The 23487-nt window shown below is 69.6% G+C and carries 23 protein-coding genes, 3 tRNA genes and 1 pseudogene; 14 read left to right on the forward strand and 13 right to left on the reverse strand.

Annotated elements, in window-relative coordinates; translation table 11 throughout:
- Positions 1-39: 39 nt before the first annotated feature.
- From H504_RS0104485 to H504_RS0104515, 6 genes and pseudogenes are all read left to right on the forward strand, one after another.
- On the forward strand, positions 40-837 hold the full coding sequence (locus tag H504_RS0104485; protein WP_026421808.1) for a DUF3566 domain-containing protein: 798 nt from the start codon (positions 40-42) through the stop codon (positions 835-837).
- A 57-nt stretch (positions 838-894) separates the two neighbouring features.
- Positions 895-968, forward strand: a tRNA-Ile gene (locus H504_RS0104490).
- Positions 969-1620: 652 nt separating this feature from the next.
- The gene (locus tag H504_RS40800; protein WP_157440197.1) at positions 1621-1758 is read left to right on the forward strand and encodes a DLW-39 family protein; all 138 of its coding nucleotides are present in this window, start codon (positions 1621-1623) and stop codon (positions 1756-1758) included.
- Between the two features lie 51 nt (positions 1759-1809).
- Positions 1810-1882: transfer RNA gene (locus tag H504_RS0104500), tRNA-Ala, on the forward strand.
- A gap of 331 nt (positions 1883-2213) precedes the next feature.
- Positions 2214-2943: pseudogene (locus tag H504_RS33240) on the forward strand (GntR family transcriptional regulator).
- Positions 2940-3620, forward strand: coding sequence for an HAD family hydrolase (locus tag H504_RS0104515; protein ID WP_026421809.1), 681 nt, complete (start codon positions 2940-2942; stop codon positions 3618-3620). Before H504_RS33240 ends, H504_RS0104515 begins: the two are co-directional and overlap by 4 nt.
- On the opposite strand, the gene H504_RS0104520 is transcribed toward H504_RS0104515, so the two are convergent.
- The 3 genes from H504_RS0104520 to H504_RS0104530 form a co-directional block, all read right to left on the reverse strand.
- Complete coding sequence (locus tag H504_RS0104520) at positions 3617-3775, reverse strand: hypothetical protein (RefSeq protein WP_157440198.1); 159 nt, start codon at positions 3773-3775, stop codon at positions 3617-3619. The two genes, H504_RS0104515 and H504_RS0104520, sit on opposite strands and share 4 nt — an antisense overlap.
- A gap of 679 nt (positions 3776-4454) precedes the next feature.
- A complete protein-coding gene (locus H504_RS0104525) occupies positions 4455-4886 on the reverse strand; it encodes an OsmC family peroxiredoxin (protein WP_026421811.1) in 432 nt (143 codons plus the stop codon).
- 175 nt (positions 4887-5061) lie between these two features.
- Entirely contained in the window at positions 5062-5496 is a 435-nt protein-coding gene (locus tag H504_RS0104530) for a DoxX family protein (RefSeq protein ID WP_026421812.1), read from the reverse strand.
- A 142-nt stretch (positions 5497-5638) separates the two neighbouring features.
- On the opposite strand from H504_RS0104530, the gene H504_RS0104535 reads away from it, so the two are divergent.
- A complete protein-coding gene (locus H504_RS0104535) occupies positions 5639-6181 on the forward strand; it encodes a DUF2020 domain-containing protein (protein WP_026421813.1) in 543 nt (180 codons plus the stop codon).
- Between the two features lie 52 nt (positions 6182-6233).
- Here the strand turns inward: H504_RS0104535 and H504_RS33245 are convergent, their stop codons facing one another.
- A complete protein-coding gene (locus H504_RS33245; RefSeq protein ID WP_035303280.1) occupies positions 6234-6905 on the reverse strand; it encodes a hypothetical protein in 672 nt (223 codons plus the stop codon).
- 97 nt (positions 6906-7002) lie between these two features.
- Between H504_RS33245 and H504_RS0104545 the strand changes: the two genes are divergently transcribed.
- Together H504_RS0104545 and H504_RS0104550 are read left to right on the forward strand one after the other, a co-directional pair.
- Positions 7003-7548, forward strand: coding sequence for a peptidylprolyl isomerase (locus H504_RS0104545; RefSeq protein ID WP_245614071.1), 546 nt, complete (start codon positions 7003-7005; stop codon positions 7546-7548).
- Complete coding sequence (locus H504_RS0104550; protein WP_026421815.1) at positions 7549-8436, forward strand: rhomboid family intramembrane serine protease; 888 nt, start codon at positions 7549-7551, stop codon at positions 8434-8436.
- 15 nt (positions 8437-8451) lie between these two features.
- Here H504_RS0104550 and H504_RS0104555 read toward each other — a convergent pair whose 3' ends face one another.
- Both H504_RS0104555 and crgA read right to left on the reverse strand, forming a co-directional pair.
- Positions 8452-8880, reverse strand: coding sequence for a PH domain-containing protein (locus tag H504_RS0104555; RefSeq protein WP_035303281.1), 429 nt, complete (start codon positions 8878-8880; stop codon positions 8452-8454).
- A 108-nt stretch (positions 8881-8988) separates the two neighbouring features.
- The gene (gene crgA / locus H504_RS0104560) at positions 8989-9255 is read right to left on the reverse strand and encodes a cell division protein CrgA (protein WP_026421817.1); all 267 of its coding nucleotides are present in this window, start codon (positions 9253-9255) and stop codon (positions 8989-8991) included.
- A 156-nt stretch (positions 9256-9411) separates the two neighbouring features.
- On the opposite strand from crgA, the gene H504_RS0104565 reads away from it, so the two are divergent.
- From H504_RS0104565 to H504_RS0104575, 3 genes are all read left to right on the forward strand, one after another.
- Entirely contained in the window at positions 9412-10299 is an 888-nt protein-coding gene (locus H504_RS0104565) for a class E sortase (RefSeq protein WP_425394037.1), read from the forward strand.
- The gene (locus H504_RS41810) at positions 10299-10457 is read left to right on the forward strand and encodes a hypothetical protein (RefSeq protein ID WP_169735320.1); all 159 of its coding nucleotides are present in this window, start codon (positions 10299-10301) and stop codon (positions 10455-10457) included. The genes H504_RS0104565 and H504_RS41810 overlap by 1 nt, the downstream gene beginning before the upstream one ends.
- Positions 10458-10913: 456 nt before the next feature.
- Positions 10914-11564, forward strand: coding sequence for an aminodeoxychorismate/anthranilate synthase component II (locus tag H504_RS0104575; protein ID WP_026421819.1), 651 nt, complete (start codon positions 10914-10916; stop codon positions 11562-11564).
- A gap of 86 nt (positions 11565-11650) precedes the next feature.
- On the opposite strand, the gene pknB is transcribed toward H504_RS0104575, so the two are convergent.
- The 7 genes from pknB to H504_RS0104610 form a co-directional block, all read right to left on the reverse strand.
- Entirely contained in the window at positions 11651-13645 is a 1995-nt protein-coding gene (gene pknB, locus H504_RS0104580; protein ID WP_026421820.1) for a Stk1 family PASTA domain-containing Ser/Thr kinase, read from the reverse strand.
- Between the two features lie 76 nt (positions 13646-13721).
- A complete protein-coding gene (locus tag H504_RS0104585; protein ID WP_026421821.1) occupies positions 13722-15155 on the reverse strand; it encodes a serine/threonine-protein kinase in 1434 nt (477 codons plus the stop codon).
- A gap of 3 nt (positions 15156-15158) precedes the next feature.
- Positions 15159-16646, reverse strand: a complete 1488-nt coding sequence (locus tag H504_RS0104590; RefSeq protein ID WP_026421822.1) for a peptidoglycan D,D-transpeptidase FtsI family protein — start codon at positions 16644-16646, stop codon at positions 15159-15161.
- A complete protein-coding gene (locus H504_RS0104595) occupies positions 16643-18109 on the reverse strand; it encodes an FtsW/RodA/SpoVE family cell cycle protein (RefSeq protein ID WP_026421823.1) in 1467 nt (488 codons plus the stop codon). Before H504_RS0104595 ends, H504_RS0104590 begins: the two co-directional genes overlap by 4 nt.
- Positions 18109-19560: a PP2C family protein-serine/threonine phosphatase gene (locus tag H504_RS0104600; protein WP_026421824.1), complete on the reverse strand. Its 1452-nt coding sequence runs from the start codon at positions 19558-19560 to the stop codon at positions 18109-18111. Before H504_RS0104600 ends, H504_RS0104595 begins: the two co-directional genes overlap by 1 nt.
- Positions 19557-20015: an FHA domain-containing protein FhaB/FipA gene (locus tag H504_RS0104605; protein ID WP_026421825.1), complete on the reverse strand. Its 459-nt coding sequence runs from the start codon at positions 20013-20015 to the stop codon at positions 19557-19559. Before H504_RS0104605 ends, H504_RS0104600 begins: the two co-directional genes overlap by 4 nt.
- 193 nt (positions 20016-20208) lie before the next feature.
- A complete protein-coding gene (locus H504_RS0104610) occupies positions 20209-21552 on the reverse strand; it encodes an FHA domain-containing protein (protein WP_026421826.1) in 1344 nt (447 codons plus the stop codon).
- Between the two features lie 129 nt (positions 21553-21681).
- Between H504_RS0104610 and H504_RS0104615 the strand changes: the two genes are divergently transcribed.
- Positions 21682-21764: transfer RNA gene (locus H504_RS0104615), tRNA-Leu, on the forward strand.
- A gap of 357 nt (positions 21765-22121) precedes the next feature.
- On the forward strand, positions 22122-23393 hold the full coding sequence (locus H504_RS0104620) for a lamin tail domain-containing protein (RefSeq protein WP_211239255.1): 1272 nt from the start codon (positions 22122-22124) through the stop codon (positions 23391-23393).
- The last annotated feature ends 94 nt before the right edge of the window (positions 23394-23487 follow it).

Consider the following 23487-nt stretch of genomic DNA (forward strand, 5'->3'; position numbering starts at 1 on the left):
AGGACGTAAGACCGAACCACCAAACAGGGGACACCGCTCGTGACACAGCCCGAGAAGCCGGACACAACCGGACAGGAACCGGAACGGACTTCGGTCATCGCCACGACGGCCAAGGACGCGCCCACCACCGCGGAGAACGCCACCACACCCGACGACGGTGGCGCGGTCGAGGCGAACGAGACCACGCCACCGCCGTGGGCGCGCGTCACCCAGGACCAGCCGACCCCCGCCGGGTTCCCCACCACCGAACCCGACCCGGACGTCACCCAGGCCCTGCCCAACCCCGGCAACGGCCGCGTTTACCAGCAGCCCAACGACGAAGCCACCATCTCCGTCCAGCGGCCCGCCATCGCCAACACCCCCCTGTTCACCGACCCGCCGCCCCGGGCAGCGGTCAACCTCGACAGCAGCCTGCGCACACCCCCCGGCGGCGCCGGAACCGGCCCCACCAGCGCCCGCCGCCCCGGCCGCGGCCCCCGCCGCGCCAACCTGCAGATCAAACGCGTCGACCCGTGGTCCGTGCTGAAGCTCAGCCTGGTCCTCGGCCTCTGCCTGTTCCTGATCGGACTCCTCGCCGTCGCCGCCCTCTACGTCGTCCTCGACGGCATGGGCGTCTGGGACAAGATCAACGGCATCTCCAGCGAACTGCTCAACGCCAGCGACAACGGCAACTCCGGCCCCCTCATCAGCGCGGGCCGCGTCTTCGGCATCGCCGCCATCATCGGCGCCATCAACATCATCCTGTTCAGCGCCCTGTCCACCGTCGGCGCCTTCATCTACAACTTCGCCGCCGACCTCGCGGGCGGCCTCGAAGTCACCCTCGCCGAACGCGAGTAGGGGGATACCGATTTGGGGACCCGAACACCCATGCGGTAACCTTCCGGTGTTCGACACGGGCCTATAGCTCAGGCGGTTAGAGCGCTTCACTGATAATGAAGAGGTCGGAGGTTCAAGTCCTCCTAGGCCCACGGGACGGACTCGGGCGATCTGTGTTCACGGAATGCGTGAACCGGGTCGTCCGTTGTCGTATCTGGGGGGCGACCCCCCAGACCCCCACGGTGCGGCGGGCGCCGGAACCAGCGTTTGCTCGCTCGGGCCTGTCGGCCCTCACATCGGTATGTAACCAATGGGCTTGTCGCCCCACGGTGCCTGGGCGGCGGAACCAGCGTTGCTCGCTCGGGCCTGTTGGCCCTCACATCGAGTATGTAATCAACGGGCTTGTGGCCCACGGTGCCGTGGGCGGCGGAACCAGCGTTTGCTCGCTCGGGCCTGTCGGCCCTCACATCGAGTATGTAGTCAATGGGCTTGTCGCCACGGTGCGGTGGGCGGCGGAACCAGCGTGGTTGCTCGACCTTCGGTCGTCGGGTCGAGGTGTGTGTGACCAATGGGGTTGTTGGCCCACAGTGCGGGGGCGCGTAGGTCGTGGAACTTGTGGAGCGGCTGGGAGCGGGGCGGGGCCGTGTAGTCGGCGTGGGTCGCCTGCTCAACTGGCTGTGGGGGGTGTGGATCTAGGGGGATGGGGGTGGGTGGGGGCGGGGGTGTGGCAGACTGGGAGGGTGCCGGGCCGGACGGGGAGGGCCTGGGGACGTGGTGGAATTGTGCCTGAAGGAGGCATTGGTCGTGAAGAAGCTTCTTGCGCTTGCCGCGGTTGCGGGTGGCGTTCTGCTGGTCATCAAGCGGAAGAACTCGGCCAAGGCCGAGGCCGCGTTGTGGCGCGAGGCGACTGCGCCCGCGAACAATGGGGCGAAGAAGGCCTGAAAAGGGCTTTGTGCAGTAGGCATGGCCAACGGTTTTGGGCCGTGCCGAAATGGGGACGTAGCTCAATTGGCAGAGCACTGCCTTTGCAAGGCAGGGGTTAGGGGTTCGATTCCCCTCGTCTCCACGATGTGAGCGAGAGCGGTAGAGGCAGGTCGGCGGCGGTGTTGGCTGCGGCGGAGGTCCTCCTGCTCGATGTCGACGGGCCGATGTGCGAGGTCTTCCCGACACTGGCTGCTGCGAACAGCGCGGCGGCTTGTTCGGTGTAAGCCCTGTTCCAGCGGCCACCACCTCACGTGAAGCCCGCCCGGCCATCATGCCGTAGTTCGAGCTGTCCAAGAAGGCGACCTACCCGAGCGAGCTCTCTAGGTCGGCTAGACAGGTCTGCGGGTAGACCTACAGATTTGCATGCGTGAGCGCACTTGTCCGTGCACGCACGGAACGACCGAGGGGCGGTCATGGCACTCGATCCGGACGATCCGCGTCCGCCGTATGTGCAGGTGGCGAACGCTCTGCGCGCGGCGATCCTGACCAAGAAGTTCGCCGCTGGGGACAAGCTCCCATCCCGCGCTGAGCTGGCCAAGGCGTACAACGTCGCCCCCATGACCGTGCAGAACGCCCTACGTGAGCTGCGTGAAGAAGGCTTGATTGTGTCCCCGGGGAGAGACCTTGCACGGCGCCATGCAGGAGCCGCTGGACAAGATCCGTGCCGGACGCCTGCGGCCTGAGTCAATCCACGTGCGCATCCTCATCCCGGACACCACGGCCCCACTAGCCATTCCGTGCCGGGCAGACGACCTCACCGACAGCCCGGAGTTCCGAGCCCGCGCCACCGCGATCATGCACCGCCACGTTGGTGCCATCGTCGACACCGTCAACGAGCTGGGCTCACTCGGCCTGATCAAGGAAGCCCGCGCCACGGTCCGCGTCCACCACGCCGCGCCGCTGTTCAAGCTTTACATCATCAACAACGAAGAGACCTTCTTCGGCTTCTACCCCGTCCGCGAACACGTCCTGACCTTCGGCGAGACCCCCACGCCGATCTACGACCTGATGGGCAAGGACGCCATCCTCTTCCACCACTCCACCACCGAGGACGACACCAGCACCGGCAGCCAGTACGTCGAGCAGGCCCGCACCTGGTTCGACAGCATGTGGAACACCGTCAGCGCCGAGTTCACCCCATGACCTCGGTTGACGACCCCACCACCCTCCACCGACTGCTGGCAGCAGCCGACACGCTTCTCCTCGATTTCGACGGTCCAGTCTGCTCCGTCTTCGCGGGCTCCCCGGCCCCTGTGGTCGCCGACCAACTTCGTGACATCCTCGTCGAAGGTGGTCATGTCGTTCCCGCCCAGGTCAAAGCGTCTCTTGATCCCTTTGACGTGCTCCACTACGCCGCCACCCTCGGCCCCGACGAGGCTCGCTATGCGGAAGCAGCTTTCGCCGCCCACGAGGCCGAGGCCATAACCGGCGCTGCTCCCACACCAGGCGCGCACGAGTTGATGAGCGCTTGGTGTGGGAGCAACCGACCGTTGTTCATCGTCAGCAACAACAGCCGCACGGCGATCGACGCTTACATAGATCTCCACGGGCTCCGGAGTTTGGTCGCCGGTGTCTCAGCTCGTGAAGATGCCCGAGTCGACCGCCTAAAGCCGAACCCATACTTGGTTGACCAGGCGCTGGCCGGTCGGGCGCGAGATGCGGCTGTGTTTGTTGGCGACTCGGCCACGGACCAACAGGCTGCGCAAGCAGCACATGTGCCGTTCATCGGATTCGCGAACAAGCCAGAGAAGATCGACGGGCTTGGCGCCGCCATGGCGACGTCGATGAGACTTCTAGCGGAAGCTGTGCAGCGCTTCTAGAACGTGTGGTCTTGGAGCCAGCGATGTACCCAGTCACCCAACTGGTTGCCGCTGAGTCCGGCGACGTCCTCTTCGCTGAGCGGTGCGGTCACGGCGGTGTCGTCGGGGAGACGTCTGAAGATGCTGACCTCGGACTCGCCCGGCTGCGTACCCACCTGGAGGTAGAGCGACGGGCCGAGGATGGAGTCGAGCCCAGTCCAGCATGCGGGTGCACGACTCACCCAGCGTGCCGGAGACGTGGACCTCCACCCGACCGGACGGGGCACGCGTGGTGAACAGGCTGACGCTGCTTACCCACAGGCCGTGCTCAACGATGTGCTGGCGGACGGAATCGGTCAGCAGGGCGATCCGGTCCCACATGACGGTGGGTGTGATGGCTGCCGTGGTCTTCACGCGGCCACTCACCACCCTCTCTGGATATGCGTCCACAAAGGGCGCAAATTGTCGACCCGAGAGAGCTACCTTGAGTGCCTGGTCAGTCACCGTCCGCTTGCCGGAGTGGTTGTGCGTAGGTGGCGCAATGAGCAGGCTGACCGACTGGGTCGAGTCGGTGCCGGGGGAGCATATGCGGTGGCTTCGTGTGCCCCGGTCATGCCCCCAACGTGCCCGGATGGGTGGGGAACCACGGGGAACAGCGGCTGGAGACCCTGAGTTTATGACGTAGCGTCGTCAGAAATGGGCGCCCAGGTAACGCGCGGTATCCGTGGGCACCTTTGCAAGGCAGGGGTTAGGGGTTCGATTCCCCTCGTCTCCACCAACTGAATACGGGCGCGAAAGCCCAGGTCAGCCGGATGCTTCGGTCGACCTGGGCTTTGTGCGGAATTGGGTGTCGGGCTAGTTCAGCGCCGCGTCCAGGGTGATGGTGGTGCCGGTGAGGGCGGCTGAGACGGGGCAGATTTGTTTGGCGGTGGTGGCGAGGGTGGTGAAGGTGTCGGCGTCGAGGCCGGGGACGGTGGCTCGGGTGGTGAGGGCGATGCCGAGGATGGCGAAACCCTCGCCTTGAGGGCCGAAGGTGACGACGGCGTTGGTCTCGATGGACTCGGGTGGGGTGCCGTTCTTGCCGAGCAGGCCGGAGAGTTGCATCGAGTAGCAGGCGGAGTGCGCGGCGGCGATGAGTTCTTCTGGGCTGGTTTGGCCGTTGGCCTCTTGGGCGCGGGACGGGAAGGACACCGTGAACTCGGCGGCGCCGGAGGTGTCGAGGGTGACCTGGCCCTTGCCGCGGGCGATGTCGCCGGTCCAGACGGTGGTGGCCTTGCGGTCGGTCATGTGTTGCGCTCCTCGAGGTGTGGGGTGGGGCACCACAAGTCCTACCCGGGGGAGCGGCGGCGGGCATCTCGAGGGGGCGGGAAGTGTGGCGTGGCGGGGTCACAGCCAACCCCGCCACGCCGGAGGTGCGCGTCAGCCCCGGTGTCCGGTCCGGAGGATGCGCGGAGGGGGTCGCTCAGCCCGTGACGCCCGCGGGTTCGCGCTCGGTGGACCGGGCGCGGCTGAAGATCTCGTCAACCGCCCACGTGCCGGGGCCGACGAACGCGATCAGCAGGAACGCCCAGCAGTACACCGCCGCGGGCTCGCCGCCGTTCTGGATGGGCAGCAGGGCGATGGACTGGTGTACGGAGAAGTACGCGTAAGCCATGGAACCGGAACAGACCAGCGCTGCCCAGCGGGTGCCGAGGCCGAGCAGCACCAGGGCGCCGCCGACCAACTGGATGGCGGCGGCCCACCAGCCGGGCCACTCGCCGAACGCGGGTACGCCGCCGCCCTTGGGACCGCCGAGGACGTTGAACAGGGTGGCGGCGCCGTGCAGGGCGAACAGGAAGCCGATGACGATCCGGAACAGGGCTAGTACGTGGGCCTTTGTTCTGTCGAACAGGTCCATGCCTGGCTCTCTTTCATTCGGAACAACAGGGGTGTCATCCATCCGTGGCCGAAGCCACACACTCAGTAGTCCCCGAGGGCCTGATCCGGTTCAATGAGTGGCCGGGACCACACTTTGCGTGATCTGGTTGACTTGCCCCGCTATGAGACGAGCCGTGATCATCGCCGCGCCCCTGCTCGCCGTCGCGGCCTGCACCAGCAGCCCACCCGCGTCGCAGACCACCGCCGCGGCCCCCGCCCCGCCGACCGCCACCAGGTCGACGGCGGCCGCGCCGAACGTGCCGCCCGCGCCCGAGCCCGCCGCCGACGGCCCGTGCCCGTACCTGGAGAGCGCGGTGGTGGCCGACGCCAACGGTCAGCACGTGACGAAGGTGCGGACGTCGGCCGACAAGCCCGAGCCCGCGTGCTTCTTCTACCGGCCGGACGGCAGCGTGCAGTTGACCGTGCGGGTCTACTCCGGTGAGCCCGCGGTGGCGAAGCTGATCGTGGACCAGGCCGCGCCGATCACGTCGTCGAACCCGGCGTCGTCCCCGGCGGGCTGGACCGGCGGCTCGATGTCGACGGACAAGGGCGCGGTCTACGCCGTCTCGAAGGCCGGTTCGGCCGTGGTGGTGACCACCAACCAGGAGCAGACCATCAAGGCCCGCAGGCTCACCGAGACGGTCATCACCAACCTGGGGCTCTAGACACGCCGATGGCGGCCACCCCGGACAGGGTGGCCGCCACCGACGCGAACCGCTAGTTCTTCTCCGAGCTGATCGGCTTGCTCGGCTGGGCCTGCCCGTTGCGCTCGGCCCCGGTCCCGTTCGCCTCCGCGACCGGCGGTTTCGGTGCCGGTGCCGGAGGGGGTGGGGTCGGCGTCGACCGGCCGCGCAGCACGGCGACCGCGCCCGCGCTGACGCCGAGCAGCGCCAGCAGCCACGGCCAGCGGCGACGCTTGGTCGACGGGTCCTTGGCGGCATCCCGAGCCGCCGACTTCGCCGCCCGCAACTGCGTCTCCAGCTCCTTGCGGTACTGCTTGACCTGCGGCTTCAGGTTCTTCTTCAACTGCCGCACCTGGCCGCGCACCGGCCCGGCCGCCTTGTTCGCCTGCCGCACCGCGCCGGACCTGGCGGCCTCCTTGCGGGCCTGCTTGGCGGCCTTGCCCAGGTCCTTGCGGGCCTGCTTGGCCGTCTTGGCCAGCCGCTTGCGGGTGCGGCGGGTGGTCTGCAGGACCTCGTCCCTGGCCACCTGCGCCGACTCGGCCAGCGCCTCCGCGACCTGCTGGGGGGCGACGCCCTTGGCGGCGAGCTTCTGCTCGGCGACGTGGGCTGCTTCCGCCCCGGCCGCCGAGGCGCGCACCGCAGCGTGGCGTGCCGCGCGCCAGCCGGTGCCGACGGCCTTGCCCACCGTCTCTCCGGCCCGGGTCATGGCTTCACCTCGTCCATCTTCTGTTCCGGGGACCTTCCCGACCCCATCAATCCTGCCCCTTCCGGACGGATCTCGCCGAAGATGGCACGATGGGGCGGTGGCTGAAAGCAAAGACTCCCCAGTCGGGTCGACGGTGACCGCGACCCTGCACACCTCGCAGGGCGACATCCGGATCACCCTGTTCCCCGACCACGCGCCGAAGACGGTCGCGAACTTCGTCGGCCTGGCGGAGGGCACCAAGGACTACTCCGAGTCGAACGCCCAGGGTGCGGAACAGGGGCCGTTCTACGACGGCTCGATCTTCCACCGGGTGATCGACGGGTTCATGCTGCAGGGCGGCGACCCGACCGGCACCGGCCGCGGCGGCCCCGGTTACCAGTTCGCCGACGAGTTCCACCCGGAACTGCAGTTCAACAAGCCGTACCTGCTGGCGATGGCGAACGCGGGCCCGAACACCAATGGCTCCCAGTTCTTCATCACGGTGGCGCCGACCACCTGGCTGAACTTCAAGCACACGATCTTCGGTGAGGTCGCCGACCAGGCGTCGCGCACCGTGGTGGACGCGATCGGCTCGACCGCGACCAACCCGGGCGACAAGCCTGTCACCGATGTCGTGATCACCAAGGTCTCCATCGAGCGCTAGGTGACCACACCGCCGTACCAGCCCGACCCGGGGACGCAGGCGGGGTTGCCCGCCTGCGTCCGCCATCCCGACCGGCCGACCGGGCTCAGTTGCACCCGCTGCGGGCGCCCCGCGTGCCCGGAATGCCTGGTCGAGGCCTCGGTGGGGTTCCAGTGCGTCGACTGCGTCGGGGCTGGCCCGGTGGCGCGGCCGACGACGGTCGCCGGGGCGCCGCTGCGCGCGAAGCCGTCGCTCGTCCCGGCGCTGATCGCGGTCAACGTGGTGTTGTACGCGATCACCGCGCTGCTGGCCCACAACCCGGTGGACAACCAGGACTCGGACCTGTTCGCCGACCTGGCCACCTACTCGCCGTCGATCGCCGACGGCGACTGGTGGCGGGTGGTGACCGGCGGTTTCCTGCACTACGGGCTGCTGCACATCGCGTCGAACATGCTGTCGCTGTGGTTCCTGCGTGACATGGAGCTGCTGCTGGGCAGGTTGCGGTTCGCGGCGCTCTACGGGCTGTCGTTGCTGGGCGGCAGCGCGGCGGCGTACGCCTTCGGGGCGGTGGACACGCCGACGGTCGGCGCGTCCGGCGCGATCTACGGCGTGTTCGGCGGCCTGCTGGTCGCGGTCATCCGGCTCAAGCTGGACAAGCACGCCCTGATGAACGTGGTCGGGCTGCTGGCGGTCAACCTGGCCATCAGCGTGGCGGTGCCGGGGATCTCCCTGGTGGCGCACGTGGGTGGCCTGCTGGTGGGCGTGGCGGTGACCTTCGGGATGGTCTACGCGCCGCCGACGCAGCGCCGTGCCTGGCAGGTGACCACCGTCGTGCTGGTGGCGGTCGCGCTGGCCGGGATCTTCGTGATCCGCACGGTCCAGTTGCGCGAGCAGCTCGGCATCCAGTGAGTCGCCAGTGAGCCGTTAGGTCCGCAGCCGGAGCAGCTCGGCGACCACGTCCTGGGGGTCGGCGCCGAGGTCGAGCCTGCCCAGCAGGACGAGCGCGGGTTCGGCCGCGTTGTCCGCGTCGAGTTCCACGGCGCTGGACGTGCGGCCGAGCCTGCGGGTCTCGGTCAGCCGGACGTTCACCTCACCCCAACTCCACTGCCTGCTGCCGAACATCCCCCGAACGGTGAGTCCGGTGGAATCGGCGGCCAGCCGGGGTCGGGCCAGCGTGCCGTGCAGCGCGAGCGCGGCGAGCAGCACTGCGGCGATGATCAGCAGCAGTGTGCCCCCCGCGTCCCGCATCACGGCCGCGACCAGGGCGGACGCGGCCGCCAGCAGCCAGCCGACGGCCACGACCTTGGGCTCTGGCGCCCACTGCCGCGCGGTGTCCTCGGGTGTCACGGGCATTCATCCACAGTAGTTATCCACAATGGGGACTACTTACATCCGTGTGGTTCAGTGACCGTCCGCCGAACGGAGCAGCGGTCGACACCCCGTGTGGTGACCTCGACCGGGTCAACGCCACCGCATGGTCATCAGCAGACCCGCGATCATCAGGGAAAACCCGATGGCGAAGTTCCAGTTGTCGAGGCTCGCCATGAATGGGATCTTCTGACCGGCGATGTAGTTCACGACCAACCAGGCGAGGCCAAGCACCATGATGCCGAGCATCACGGTGATGTAGATCGGGTGGGACGGCCCGGCCTGCTTCACCTTCACAGGCGTGCGGCGGTCGGCCGGCGCGGTGTACACGGCCTTCTTGCGGACCTTGGACTTCGGCATGCTGTCCTCGCCTGACGTGGTGCGGTCGGGTGCGGGCGCGCTCGTGTTGGGCGCGACTCCCGCCGTGCAACACGTTAACGTAGCTGAGCAGGTCGGCGAATCACCAGTCGCCAACGATGCCGGATCGCAGGCTGAGAGGAGCCTCGCGTGACAACGCTGGACACCGGGGGTCCGCCGCCCACCGCGCTCGACGAGCCCGGGGGCCAACCGCCCCCGCCGCCCGGCCGCGGTGACCGGATCCGCGCGGTGGTGCGCGGGATCGGCGAGGTGCTGATCACGGCGGGCCTGGTCGTCCTGCTGTTCGTCGTCTACGAGGTCTACGTGACCGACTGGGTGTCCGCGGGCAAGCAGCGCGACGCCACCCAGGCGCTGGACAACCAGTGGAAGAAGGAGGACCAGGCGCCCGCCGCCCCCGAGCAGCAGCGGGTCGAGCGGTTCGACGGCCTGGACGAGGGCACCGGCTTCGCCAAGATGCACATCCCGGCCTTCGGCGCGGACTACGCGTTCACCATCATCGAGGGCACCACCGAGCGGTCCCTGGAGATCGGCCCCGGCCACTACAAGGGCACCGCGTACCCCGGCGAACCCGGCAACTTCGCCGTCGCGGGCCACCGGGTCGGCAAGGGCGCCCCGTTCAACGACGTCGACCTGCTGGACTCCTGCGACGCGATCGTGGTGGAAACCCGGTTCAGTTGGTTCGTCTACCGGGTGCTGCCCAAGAAGGACGAGGTCAGCGGCTGGGCCACCGGCAAGGGCACCGACCCGCGCTGCCAGGGCGTCGCCCCGCTCGGCGGCCCGTACACCGGCCTGGTCGGCCAGGAGATCGTCAACCCCAGCCAGGGCTCGGTGATCGCTCCCATCCCCGGCCACCCCGACGACGCCCCCAGCGTCGGCGAGCGGGCCACCCTGATGACGCTGACCACCTGCCACCCCCGCTTCTCCGACCGCCAGCGGCTCATCGTGCACGCCGTCATGGTCAAGCAGTGGGCCAAGGACCCGACCAAGCCCGGCGAGACGCCCCCCGAGCTGAAGGAGACCAACTGATGTACGGGTGGCTGTGGCGGCACCTGCCTGGCCCGGTCGCGGTCCGGGCGACCACCGCTGTCGTGCTGGTGCTCGCGGTGGTGGCGCTGCTGATGTTCGTGATCTTCCCGTGGGTGGAGCCGAAGCTGCCGTTCAACCAGGTCACCACCACCCAGTGAGCTCCGCGGCCGGGCGGTGATCGGCGGGTCTTCGAGTTCGGCCCACCGGTCCACGCGGAGCGGCCGGCCGAGTTGTCCACATCGAGACGGGTTGTCCACAGACCGCGGTCGCACCCCCTTGACACATCGCCGGTCGCGCTACGGTCAGGAATGGGCCCCCGGCCCCCGGGTGGGTGGGGCCCTGTCTGGACCACGGGTCGGATGATCGTCAACCGCTGGACCGGGTGGACTGGACCGAGTGAACCTTGATCTTTCGGGCCAGACCGGCTCCGGGTCGAGGACCAACCCGCGGACAAGCCGCGCGGTTGGTGACCGCCGAAGCGGCTCCTTGAGTGGGGTTCGAGCGGAGCCGGGCTGTGGTCATGGTCCGGGTGGAATCAGCCGGTCGGCTTTTCCGGTGACGGGTGGTAAGAACTCGGGGGCCGGTGCGGGGGCGGGCGGGGTAAGTTGACCGCCATGCGGGTCCTCGTCGTCGACAATTACGACAGCTTTGTCTACAACCTCGTGCAGTACCTGGCTCAGTTGGGCGCTGAGTGCGAGGTGTGGCGCAACGACGCTGAGCGGTTGGTGGCGGCGGACGCGTTGGACGGGTTCGACGCCGTGTTGGTGAGTCCGGGGCCGAGCACGCCGGAGCGGGCCGGGTACAGCGTTGAGGTTGTTCGGCGGTGCGCTGAGCGGGCGCTGCCGGTGCTCGGGGTGTGTCTCGGGCACCAGGCGATCGGGGTGGCGTGGGGGGCCACTGTGGCGCAGGCGCCGGAGTTGTTGCACGGGAAGACGAGCCTGGTGCACCACAGTGGGGCCGGGGTGCTCGCCGGGCTGCCGGACCCGTTCACGGCGACCCGGTACCACTCCTTGTCCGTGGTGCCGGAGACGATCCCCGAGGACCAGTTCGAGGTGGTCGGCCGCACCGAGAGCGGGATCGTGATGGCGATGCGGCACCGGGAACTGCCGGTGCAGGGTGTCCAGTTCCACCCCGAGTCGGTGCTGACCGACGGCGGGCACCGGATGTTGGCGAACTGGTTGGCGACCGCCGGGCACGTGGTGCCGGAGGCGCGGATCGCCGATCTGGAGCGCGGTATGCGCGAGCTGACCAAGGCCCTGGCCTAGCTGTAGGCGACGCGGGCCGTCAGAGCCCAGACGAACGAGCAGGCCCCCACCCGCGATCGGGATGGGGACCTGGCTGTGTGCTCGGGCTACCTGGTCGGGATGGTGATGGTCGGGAAGTTGCCGTGGCCCTTGCCGACCGCCACGCCGATGGTGTCGGTTTTGTTGATCTTGTCGCCGGGCTGCTGCTGCTGGTCGGTGATCTTGCCGAACTCGTCCGGGTCACTGGTGGGGTCGTCGGTCGTGTTGAACTGGCCGGTCCAGCCCATGCCGCGCAGCAGTTGGCTCGCCTCGGCGAGGGACTTGCCGCGCAGGTCGGGCATGTCGATGTTGACCTTGTCGCCCTTGGAGACGCTCAGCGTCACCGTGGTGCCCTTGCGCGCCTTGCCGGACTTCGGCGCCTGGTCGACCACCTGGCCCGCGGGCTGGTCCGAGGACACGTCCTTGCGCTGCGGGGTGAACCCGGCGGCGGTGAGGTTCTGCGCGGCCGTGGCGTAGTCCTGGCCGATGAAGCTGGTGATGTCGACCGTGTCCGGGCCCTTGCCGATCACCAGTTTCACCTGGGTGCCCGGGTTGACCTGCTGGCCCGCGGGGGGCGTCGAGTCCACGACCTTGCCGATCAGGTTGTCCTCGCCGTCCTTCACCGCAGACTCGTCGGTCGTGCTGGCCACCTGCAGCTTGGCCTGCTGCAGGATCTGCTTGGCCTCGTCCGGTGTCTTGCCGGTGAGGTCCGGGACGGCGACCTTGCCCGGCGCGGTGCCGATCTTGAGGGTGATCCGGTCGCCCTTGCGGACCGTGCTGCCCGCCGCCGGGTTCGAGTCGACGACCTTGCCGATGTCGTCGGCGGTGCACGCCGCGGGCTGCCCGTCGCCGGTGTCGCCGCAGGCCACCGCTTCCCGCACCACCTGCAGGCCCTGGCCCGCCAGCGTCGAGTTCGCCTGCGCCTCCACCTGGTGGCGCACGTCCGGCAGCGAGAACGTGTCCGACGTGGTGGGCGTGCGTTCCTGGCTCATCAGGATGAACAGCAACGCGATCAGCGCGGCGACGATCAGCGCCACCAGCACGATCAGCCACGTCTTGCGCCGCTTGCGCCTGCGTTCGTCCTCGGCGTCGTACGCGTTGTAGCTGTCGTAGTCGTCCGCGACGGCCTCGGGCCGGTGGCGGCCGCGGGCCTCGGCCGGGCGTCCCTGCCCGAGTACGGCGGTGCGGTCCTCGTCGGTCATCACCATCGGTGCCGCGGGGCGCTGCCCGGAGAGCACCCGCACGATGTCGGTGCGCATCTCCGCCGCCGACTGGTACCGGTTCGCCGCGCCCTTGGACATCGCCTTGAGCACGATCGCGTCCAACTGCGGGCTCACCCGCGGGTTCAGCGCCGACGGCGGCCGCGGGTCCTCCCGCACGTGCTGGTAGGCCACCGCGACCGGCGAGTCACCGGTGAACGGCGGCTCCCCGGTGAGCAGTTCGAACAGCACGCAGCCGGTGGCGTACACGTCGCTGCGGGCGTCGACCGACTCGCCGCGCGCCTGTTCCGGCGACAGGTACTGGGCGGTCCCTATCACCGCGGCGGTCTGGGTGACCGCGACCTGCCCGTCGGCCACCGCGCGGGCGATGCCGAAGTCCATCACCTTCACCGCGCCGGACCGGGTGATCATCACGTTCGCGGGCTTGACGTCGCGGTGCACGATGCCGTGCCGGTGGCTGAAGTCCAGCGCAGCGCACACGTCGGCCATGATCTCCATGGCGCGCTGGCCGGGCAGCGGACCCTCGGACTTCACGATGTCGCGCAGCGTCCGCCCGTCCACGTACTCCATGACGATGTAGGGCAGCGGGCCGGACTCGATGCGGGTCTCGCCGGTGTCGTACACGGCCACGATCGCCGGGTGGTTGAGCGCGGCGGCGTTCTGCGCCTCGCGGCGGAACCGCTCCTGGAACTGCGGGTCGCGGGCCAGGTCCTGACGCAGCACCTTCACCGCGACCTCGCGTCCGAGCCGGACGTCGCGGCCGCGGTGGACCTCGGACATGCCGCCGTAGCCGATCGTCTCGCCGATCTCGTAGCGGTTGGAGAGCAGTCGCGGTGTGGTCATCGGTGCGTTGCCCCGCTCCTAGTCATGTCCTGTCTCATCTTGCCTGCTCGTGCGACCTGTGGTGGCCGGTCGCGGTTCATCCGGTCGGCCCGGTTTGCTTGCACCTGATGGTGACCGGCGTGCCCAGCGGGACCCGTCCCATCGGCGAGATCTCGTAGACCAGGCAGGTGCCAGGGTCCTCCGGGACGACCCCGGTCTCGGTGAGGACCCTGGGCGACACGCCGAGTCGGGCGAGTTCGTCGGCCACCTCGCCCGCCGGTCTTTTCGCGTACCGGGTGGGCATCACCGCGACCTTGCCGTCGTCGGTGTCCTCCGGTTTGGTGCGCGTGGTCGGCTGGCCCGCGGGGGGCCCGCCGGGTTCCACGGTCTCGCCCGGGGACACGGCGCTCGTCGTGCGCGGCGTGCCGGGGACCTCGTTGTCCGGGCCGCCGCCCTTGCCGAAGATCGCGGGCAGTCCGAACGCCAGGGCCAGGACCAGGGCGACGGCGAGGATGCCGATGGCCACCCATAAGCCGGTCCTGCCGTGCCGCTGCGGGTGTTGCGGCAGCGGGTAGCCGGGGGCACCAGGAGCACCGGGGTGTGGGGGGACCACGGGCAGCCCCGGGTGGGTGCCGGTGGCGGGACCACCGCGGTGCGCGGCCGCCATCGCCAGTCCGGACGGGGTCGGCAGGGGCAGCCCGGCGCGGATGGCGGCGACCGCGGCCGCGAACTCGCCGCCGCTGCCGTAGCGCTGTCGCGGGTCCTTCACCAGGGTCGCCTCGACCACTGCGCGCGCGCCCGGCGGCACGTCCGGCGGCAGCGGCGGCGGGATGTCGCGGATGTGCATCATCGCGACCGTCACCGCGTTCTCCGACAGGAACGGCCTGCGCCCGCTGAGGCACTCGTAGCCGACCACGGCGAGCGAGTACACATCGCTGGCCGGTTCGGCCTCGTGCCCGAGCGCCTGCTCCGGGGCGATGTAGTGCGCGGTGCCCATCACCATGCCGGACCGGGTGACCGGGGCGGCGTCGGCGGCCTTGGCGATGCCGAAGTCGGTCAGCTTCACCACACCCGCCGGGGTGATCAGGATGTTGCCCGGCTTGACGTCGCGGTGCACGTAGCCGCGTTCGTGCGCGGCCTGCAGCGCGTGCCCGGCCTGCTCCAGGATGTCGAGGGTGCGGTCGGCGCCGATCCGGCCCTCCTTGGCCAGGATCGCCGCCAGCGGCTCGCCCTCGACCAGTTCCATCACCAGGTAGGCGGTGTCCTCGGGGCCGTCCACGATGGCCGCGGTCTCGCCGTAGTCGTGCACCGAGGCGATGCCGGGGTGGTTGATCGACGCGGTGGTGCGCGCCTCGGTGCGGAAGCGGTGCAGGAACTCCGCGTCCCCGCACAGTTCCGGCTTGAGCACCTTCACCGCGACCGGCCGGTCCAGCCTGGTGTCGGCGGCCTCCCACACCTCGCCCATGCCACCGACCGCCAACCGGCGGGCGAGCCGGTAGCGGTCGGCGAGCAGTTGACCCGAGGTGAGCACGGCTCAGCCCCCGCCCACGACGGCGGCCATGGTGGCCCGGCCGATCCCGGCGGACAGCTTGCTGCCGGTGGCGGCCACGTCCTGGCTCTCCACCACCACGGCGACGGCGATCTTCGGGTCGTCGGCGGGCGCGAACGCCACGTACCAGGCGAACGGCGGCGTGTTCTTCGGGTCGTTGCCGGTCTCGGCGGTGCCGGTCTTGGACGCGATGTTGAGGCCGGGCCGCTTGCCGTCGCCGCCGGTCTTGCCCTCCGAGGCGATCATCATGTCGCGCAGTTGGGTGGCCGAGTCCCTGGAGATGGCCCGGCCCATGCTGTCGGTGCTCAGCCGGGAGATCTCCGACAGGTCCGGCGCCAGGATCGACTTGACCAGTTGCGGTCGCATCCGCTCGCCGCCGTTGGCGATGGTCGCCACGATCTCGGCGTTCTGCAGCGGGGTGAACCGCACGTCGCGCTGCCCGATGCCGGTCTGCATCAGCGCGGCCTTGTCGGCGATGGACATGCAGTTGGCCGCCGCGCCGAGGCAGGACTGCTGCACCGACATCGGGATGGACAGGCCGTCGTCGCCGACGCCGTACTTGGCGGCCTGCGCGGTGATCTTGTCGGTGCCCTCGTCGGCGGCCAGTTGCGCGAAGGACGTGTTGCAGGACAACGAAAGCGCGACCTCCATCGTCACCCCGTCCGGGGTGCCGTTGCAGAAGCCGCGGTTGTAGTTGCGCAGCTCGGAGCCGCCGACCTGCAGCTTGTCGGTCGAGGTCAGCTTGTCGTCCTTGGTCTTGCCGTCCTCGAGCGCCGCCGAGGCCACGATCAGCTTGAACGTCGAGCCGGGCGCGTAGGTCTCCGAGATCGCCCGGTTCAGCATCGGCTTGGCCTTGTCGTTGTTGTACTGCTTCCAGGCCGCCTCCTGGGCGGCGCCGTCGTGCGCGGAGAGCGGGTTCGGGTCGTAGGACGGGGTGCTGACCATGGCCAGGATCTCCCCGGTCTTCGGGTTCAGCGCCACCACCGACCCGGCGAAACCGGCCTGGGTCATCGCGTTGTAGGCGGCGGCCTGCGCGGCCGGGTTGATGGTCAGCTCGATGTTGCCGCCGCGCGGGTCCCGGCCGGTGATCAGGTCGGACAGGCGGCGGACGAACAGCCGGTCGTCGGAGCCGTTGAGGATCTCGTCCTCGGCCCGCTCCAGGCCGCCCGCGCCGTAGCGCACCGAGTAGAACCCGGTGACCGGCGCGTACATCGGGCCGTTGGTGTACTGGCGCAGGTAGCGCAGCCGGTCGTTGGTCGGCTGCACGGTGGCCAGCACCTGGACCTGGCCGTTGCCGTCCTGGGCGAGGATCTTGCCGCGCTGGCGGGCGTACTCCTCGAGCAGGACCCGCTGGTTGCGCGGGTCCTCCCGGTAGGCGTCGGCCTTGATGATCTGGATGTAGGTCGCGTTGGCCAGCAGCAGGATGATCATGCCGATCATGGCGAGCCCGACCCGGCGCAGCGGGGTGTTCATGTCGGCCGCTCCACCATGACGGTGTGCGCCTCGGCGATCGGCGCCTGCGGGACCGGCCGCGGCCGCGAGCCCGTCTGCGGTCGGCGCGCGGCGTCGGAGATCCGCAGCAGCACGGCGACCAGCACGTAGTTGGCCAGCAGCGAGGAACCCCCGTAGGACAGGAACGGCGCGGTGATGCCGGTCATCGGGATCAGCTTGGTGACACCGCCGACGACCACGAACACCTGCATCACCAGCAGGAACGACAGGCCGCCGCCGAGCAGCTTGCCGAAGGTGTCGCGGACGGCCAGCGCGCTGCGCATGCCGCGCAGCGCGAGCACGGTGTAGACCAGCAGCAGGGCGGCCATGCCGATGAAGCCGAGCTCCTCGCCGATGGCCGCGGTGATGAAGTCGGTGTTGGCCAGCGGCACCAGGTCCGGGCGGCCCGCGCCGAGGCCGGTGCCGCCGACACCGCCGGTGCCGAGGCCGAACAGGGCCTGCGCGATCTGGTAGCCGCCGCCCGCGTCGGCGTAGGTGGCCAGCGGGTCGACCCAGTTCGCGACCCGCTGCTGCACGTGGGTGAACAGGTTGTACGCGACGATGGCGCCGCCGACGAACAGCAGCAGCCCGACCGCGACCCACACGGCGCGCTCGGTCGCCACGTACAGCATCACCAGGATCGTGCCGTAGAACAGCAGCGAGGTGCCGAGGTCCTTCTGGAACACCAGCACGCCCAGCGACACGGCCCAGGCGAACACGACCGGCCCCAGGTCGCGGGCGCGCGGCAGGTCGACACCGAGCACCCGGCGGCCCGCCGCCATGAACAGGTCGCGTTTGGACACCAGGAAGCCCGCGAAGAACACCAGCAGCAGGACCTTGGAGAACTCGCCCGGCTGCACCGAGAACGGGCCCAGCTTCAGCCAGATCTTCGCGCCGTTGATGGTCGGCGCGATCACGCTGGGCAGGAACGCGGGCAGCGCCAGCAGCACCAGCCCGACCAGGCCGAAGGTGTAGCTGTACCGGGTCAGCATCCGGTGGTCCTTGATCACGATCAGCACGCCGAGGAACAGCGCCAGCGCGACCGTGGTCCACAGGATCTGCTTGGGCACGTCGTTGTTGATCTCCCGGCCCAGCCGGATCGCCTTCTCCGTCATGGCCAGGTCGATCCGGTAGATCATCACCAGGCCCAGGCCGTTGAGCAGCGCGACGCACGGCAGGATCAGCGGGTCCGCGTAGGGGGCGAACCGGCGCACCGCCACGTGCGCGACGCCGAACAGGCCGAGGAACGCCAGGCCGTACCAGACGATGCGCAGCGACAACTGCTGCTCCTGGTTGGCCTCGACGAGCATCAGCGCGATGGTCACCACGAAGGCCGCGAACCCGAGCAGCAGCAGCTCGGTACCGCGGCGGGTGGGCGCCGCCTTGTCGACGCCCGCGCTCTGCCCGGCCACCGGACCAACCGCGCCCTGGACCGGAGATCCCATCAGCCGCCGCCCTTGCCATCGCCGCGCGGGTTGCGGCAGTTCACCCCGGGCTCGGGCCGCCCCGACGACGCGGTCGCGGTCGTTTCGGCCGTCGTGACCACCTCGGTCGTCGGCACCGGGGCCTGGGTGGTGACGGTGGTGGTCGGCTGCACCGGGATGCCCGGTTGCTGACCGGGGGTCGGTGCCGGGGTCGTCGTGGTCTGCCGGGCGGCCAGGTCGGCGCAGTCGGGCAGGCCGAACTTGCTGCGCAGCTCGCGGACGAACTCGCGCGCGTCCACCACGTTGCCGAACGTGTTCGTGCCCGACCGCACCTCGTCCTTGCCGACCTGCTCCAGGTCGTCGACGTAGAACTTGTCGCAGGTGGCCGCGTTCGGGTCGCAGGAACCCTGCAACTGGCTGTTGAGCGACAGGCCGAGCACGCTGCCGCGGACCCCCTGGAAGATCGCGATCTCGCCCGCGTCGCCCTCACCGACGAAGTACTGGTTGTTCACCCAGATCCTGGCCGCCACCGCGCCCGCGCCGAGCAGCACCAGCAGCAGCGCCAGGCCGACGATCAACCGGACCCGCTTGCGCCGCTTCACCCTGGGGTCCGGCGGCGGGGGCTGCTCCACCTTGCGCGGCTCCGGCCGCGGCGTGGTCATCGCGCTCGCCCTGGCCGCGGGCGAGTCCGGCGGCGGCGTCTCGTCCTGGCCGTTGCCCGCCGCGCCACCGACGATCGGGTGGTTGTCGCCGTAGTCGATGTCCACCACGTCCGCGATGATCACCGTCACGTTGTCCGGACCACCGCCGCGCAACGCCAGCTCGATCATCCGGTCGGCGCACTCCTGCGGATCCGGGATCCGGATCGCCTCCGACAGCGTCTCGTGGCTCACCGGACCCGACAGGCCGTCCGAGCACAACAGGTACCGGTCACCCGAGCGCGCCTCGCGCACCGTCAGGCTCGGCTCCACCTCGTGCCCGGTCAACGCCTTGAGCAGCAACGACCGCTGCGGGTGCGTCGCCGCCTCCTCCTCGGTGATCCGGCCCTCGTCGATCAGCGACTGGACGAACGTGTCGTCGTGCGTGATCTGCGAGAACTGGCCGTTGCGCAGCAGGTACACCCGCGAGTCGCCGACGTGCACCAACCCGATCCGGTTCCCGGCGAACAGGATCGCGGACAGGGTGGTGCCCATCCCGTCCAGGTCCGGGTCCCCGGCCACCAGCTCGGCGATCGCGCCGTTGCCCGCCAGCGTCGCCTCGCGCAACTGCCCGAGCAGGTCCTCACCCGGCTCGTCGTCGTCGAGCGGGGCGAGCGCCGCGATCACCACCTTGCTGGCGACCTCACCGGCGACGTGCCCGCCCATCCCGTCGGCCAGCGACAGCAGGCGCGGACCCGCGTACACGGAGTCCTGGTTGTTGGAACGCACCAGGCCCCGGTCACTGCGGGCCGCGTAACGAAGAACAAGGGTCATGAGCGCAGCTCGATCACCGTCTTGCCGATACGGATCGGGACGCCAAGAGGCACCCGGAGGGGTTGGGTGACCTTAGCCCGGTCCAGGTAGGTCCCGTTCGTCGAGCCCAGGTCTTCCACGTACCAGTCCGTCCCGCGCAACGACAACCGGGCGTGCCGGGTCGAGGCGTAGTCGTCGTCGAGCACCAGCGTCGAGTCGTCCGCCCGACCCATCAGGATCGGCCGCCCGTCCAACGTGATCCGCGTCCCGGCCAGCGCGCCGTGCGTCACCACCAGTTGCCGCGGCACCTTCCCGCGCACCTTCCCCGCCGCCGACCGGCGGAACCCCGGCATCGCCACCCGCAACCCGGAAGCGGCGTACAGGTCCGAGCGGACCACCCGCAGCGCGGCCAGCACGAACAGCCAGAGCAGGGCCAGGAAACCCGCTCTGGTCAGCTGCATCACCAACTCAGGCACCGCTGTGACCGCTCCCGCTTCTCGGTGGCATGGACATGCCACAAGTGTCCCCAACTCGACATGAGGACTGCCCGGGAGTCTCCCGGACAGCCCTCAGGACGTCTGGCCGACCTCGTCCGTTGCGTGGCCACCGCCGCGCACCGCGCCCCATCGAGCTTCCCCGACCCGGGGGGACCCGGCAGGACGGAACCGCTCAGCCCTGCGTGCGGAACACCAACGACGAGTGGCCGATCCGCACCACGTCGCCGTCGGCCAACTGCCACGTCTGCACCGGTGTGCCGTTGACCGTCGTCCCGTTGGTCGACCCCAGGTCGGCCAACGTCGCGCTCTGCCCGTCCCAGGTGATCTCCAGGTGGCGGCGCGACACGCCGGTGTCCGGCAGCCGGAAGTCCGCGTCCTGACCCCGGCCGACCACGTTCCCGCCCTGCTTGAGCGAGTAGTTCCGGTTCGACCCGTCGTCCAACTGCAGGCTCGCCGACAACTGCCGCGGCCCGGTCTGCACCGCGGGCGGCGCGTACCCGCCCTGCTGTCCGTACGGGTCCTGCTGGCCGTAACCACCCTGCTGCTGGCCGCCGTAACCCTGGTCGTAACCACCCTGCTGCTGGCCGTAACCCTGCTGGCCGTAACCCTGGTCATAGCCACCCTGCTGCTGGCCATAGCCCTGGTCGTAGCCCTGCTGGCCGTAGCCCTGCTGCTGGCCGTAACCCTGGTCATAGCCACCCTGCTGCTGGCCATAACCCTGGTCGTAGCCCTGCTGGCCGTAGCCCTGCTGCTGGCCGTAACCCTGGTCGTAACCACCCTGCTGCTGGCCGTAGCCCTGCTGCTGGCCGCCGTAACCCTGGTCATAGCCACCCTGCTGCTGGCCGTAACCCTGGTCGTAGCCACCGTCGCCCTGGTGCTGCTGTCGCTGGTGCTGGCCGTAACCCTGGTCGTAGCCACCGCCGCCCTGCTGCTGCTGTGGCTGGCCGTAGCCGTGACCGTAGTTGGGATCATTGCCGTACTGGCCCTGGCCGTACCCGTACTGCTGCTGTCCGTACGGGTCGCCATCAGGCGCCTGGCCGTAGCCGGGAGGCTGGCTCATGGATCGGTCTCCTGCGTTGCGGGGTTGTGCCTGCCGTCTGCCTGCCTGGTGGCCTGCACCACCGCCGGAAGGTGACACCTTCACGTCGGGGTCGACGGACGAGCGGGTTCGGAACTGTCCGGTGTGCAGCGCGTCGGAGCGCTCCAAGGAGACTACGACCTCGCCATAGGTGTCCCACCCGTGCTCAGTGAGATGCTCGGCCACGCAGTCCGCCAACAGCGCCCTCATGCGGTCCTCATCACCCGCGAAGTTCTGGTGGTCGGCCGGACCCAACTGCACCACATAGTGGTTGGGCACCAACAACCGACCGCCCGCCAACTCGCGGACGTTGTCCTCGCTCTCGCGCTGCAGCGCCTGCGCCACCTCCTGCGGCACCACGTTGCCACCGAACACGCGCGCGAAGGTGTCCCCCACGACGTTCTCCAACTTGCGGTTCAACCGCTGGCCGATGCCCAAGGGACCTCCTTCCCGCACGTGCTCCTGGACCGATCGTATCCGGGCGCGCCATGCAGGACACGGGTATGTGCGAACCAGGTTTTCCACCGTGCTACTGTTCTCCACGTCCCGCAGCGGACACCCCCACTCGGGCGAGTGGCGGAATGGCAGACGCGCACGGTTCAGGTCCGTGTGTCCGAAAGGACGTGAGGGTTCAACTCCCTCCTCGCCCACGACCGATGGCCGATCTGTGTCCGCGAAAAGCGCGGACGGGGTCGGTCGTCTTTGTATTGGGGGGCGACCCCCCAAACCCCCACGGTGCGGGGGGGGGGGGGGGCGCGTTGGGTGCGGTGGCGTGCAGGTCCGCCACGGGTGGTTCTTCTCTTCTTCTCGTCTTCTTTGTGTGCTGAACCCTGGGTTGTTGGCGTGGGAGGGGTTTGGTCGAGGGGATGGTGTCGGAGAGAGAAGGGGTGGGGACTGTGCGTGAGTGGCGGGGTGTGGTTGCGGGTGGGGTTGGGGTGTTGCTGGTGCTCGGGGGTGCGGTGGGGGTGCCTGCGGCGGGGGCGGCGGCGGGAGTTGGGGCGGGGGGTGTGCGGATCAACGAGGTGGTGACGACGGGGGATGTGAATGACTCCGTTGAGTTGTACAACGCGGGGACCTCGGGGGTGGATGTGTCGGGGTGGGTGTTGCGGGATGACCAGGACTCGTCGAAGTACAAGATCGCGGCGGGGACGGTGTTGGCGCCGGGGGCGTACCGGGCGTTTGACGTGCACGGGGCGTTCGGGTTGGGGGCGGCGGACGAGGCGCGGTTGTTCCTGGCGGATGGGGTGACGCTGGTGGACAGCTTCGGGTGGTCGGCGCACTCGGACGCGTCGTGGTCGAGGTGTGCGGATGGGGTGGGGGCGTTTCGGCAGGTCGACACCGTGACGTTGGGTGGGCAGAACGACTGTGTGGCGGCGTCGGCTTGGCCGGGGGGAGGGGCGGTGGCGACGGCGGATGCGGCGAATGTGTTCGGGTCGGATTTGAGTGGGTTGGTGGTGGACGGGAGTGTGCTGTGGGGGGCGCAGAACTCCGGGAAGTTGTGGCGGCTGGTGTCGAACGGGAGTGGGGGGTGGAAGCCGGACACGGCCAACGGGTGGGGGTCGGGGAAGGCGTTGCGGTTCCCGAGCGGGTCGGGGACGCCGGACGATGAAGGTGTCACCGTGACGGCGGCGGGGGCCTCGGGCGGCGTGTACGTGTCGAGTGAGCGGAACGCGGATTCGTCGGGGACGAGTCGGTTGTCGGTGCTGCGGTACGACGTCAGCGGGTCGGCGACGACGTTGACGGCCGCGAAGGAGTGGAACCTGACGTCGGCGTTGCCCGCGGTGGGGTCGAACCTGGGGCTGGAGGGGATCACCTGGGTGCCGGACGCGAGCCTGACGGCGGCGGGGTTCCGCGACGAGTCCGGGGCGTCGTACAACCCGGCGAACTACGGGGCGCACACCGGTGGGGTGTTCTTCGTGGGTGTCGAGGGCACGGCGATGGTCTACGGGTTCGTGTTGCAGGACTCGGGGGCGTTCACGCGGGTGGCGTCGATCAGCAGCGGGATGGCGGGCGTGATGGAGCTGCAGTGGGAGCCGCAGGCATCGCGGTTGTGGGTCGTCTGCGACGACACGTGCGACGGGCAGCACCGGACGTTGCAGGTGAACGCGCTGGGCGTCTTCGCGACGACCGCTGTCTACAACCGTCCTAGTGGGATGGCCAATCTGAACAACGAGGGGTTCGCCCTCGGCGCGTGTGCGGCGGGGTCGAAACCGGTGTACTGGGCGGACGACAGCAACGACAGCGGGCACGCGTTGCGGCGGGGCACCGTCAACTGCTGAGCCGTCAACTGCCGAGCCGGTCGCCGTGGCCCCGGTCGACGCCGGGGCCACCGGCCGCGCCGCGCGGCGGGGGCGGCCGTCCCACCCGGTCGTG

Origin of the sequence: Actinokineospora inagensis DSM 44258, assembly GCF_000482865.1 — a bacterium.
Lineage (GTDB): Bacteria > Actinomycetota > Actinomycetes > Mycobacteriales > Pseudonocardiaceae > Actinokineospora > Actinokineospora inagensis.

What these genes read in the sequence shown, in the direction of transcription:
- H504_RS0104515 (WP_026421809.1), top strand. Translation starts at nt 2,940, where the DNA reads ATGACCTCGGTTGACGACCCCACCACCCTCCACCGACTGCTGGCAGCA.
- H504_RS0104525 (WP_026421811.1), bottom strand. Translation starts at nt 4,886, where the DNA reads ATGACCGACCGCAAGGCCACCACCGTCTGGACCGGCGACATCGCCCGC.
- H504_RS0104530 (WP_026421812.1), bottom strand. Translation starts at nt 5,496, where the DNA reads ATGGACCTGTTCGACAGAACAAAGGCCCACGTACTAGCCCTGTTCCGG.
- H504_RS0104535 (WP_026421813.1), top strand. Translation starts at nt 5,639, where the DNA reads ATGAGACGAGCCGTGATCATCGCCGCGCCCCTGCTCGCCGTCGCGGCC.
- H504_RS33245 (WP_035303280.1), bottom strand. Translation starts at nt 6,905, where the DNA reads ATGACCCGGGCCGGAGAGACGGTGGGCAAGGCCGTCGGCACCGGCTGG.
- H504_RS0104555 (WP_035303281.1), bottom strand. Translation starts at nt 8,880, where the DNA reads ATGCCCGTGACACCCGAGGACACCGCGCGGCAGTGGGCGCCAGAGCCC.
- crgA (WP_026421817.1), bottom strand. Translation starts at nt 9,255, where the DNA reads ATGCCGAAGTCCAAGGTCCGCAAGAAGGCCGTGTACACCGCGCCGGCC.
- H504_RS41810 (WP_169735320.1), top strand. Translation starts at nt 10,299, where the DNA reads ATGTACGGGTGGCTGTGGCGGCACCTGCCTGGCCCGGTCGCGGTCCGG.
- H504_RS0104575 (WP_026421819.1), top strand. Translation starts at nt 10,914, where the DNA reads ATGCGGGTCCTCGTCGTCGACAATTACGACAGCTTTGTCTACAACCTC.
- pknB (WP_026421820.1), bottom strand. Translation starts at nt 13,645, where the DNA reads ATGACCACACCGCGACTGCTCTCCAACCGCTACGAGATCGGCGAGACG.
- H504_RS0104590 (WP_026421822.1), bottom strand. Translation starts at nt 16,646, where the DNA reads ATGAACACCCCGCTGCGCCGGGTCGGGCTCGCCATGATCGGCATGATC.
- H504_RS0104595 (WP_026421823.1), bottom strand. Translation starts at nt 18,109, where the DNA reads ATGGGATCTCCGGTCCAGGGCGCGGTTGGTCCGGTGGCCGGGCAGAGC.
- H504_RS0104600 (WP_026421824.1), bottom strand. Translation starts at nt 19,560, where the DNA reads ATGACCCTTGTTCTTCGTTACGCGGCCCGCAGTGACCGGGGCCTGGTG.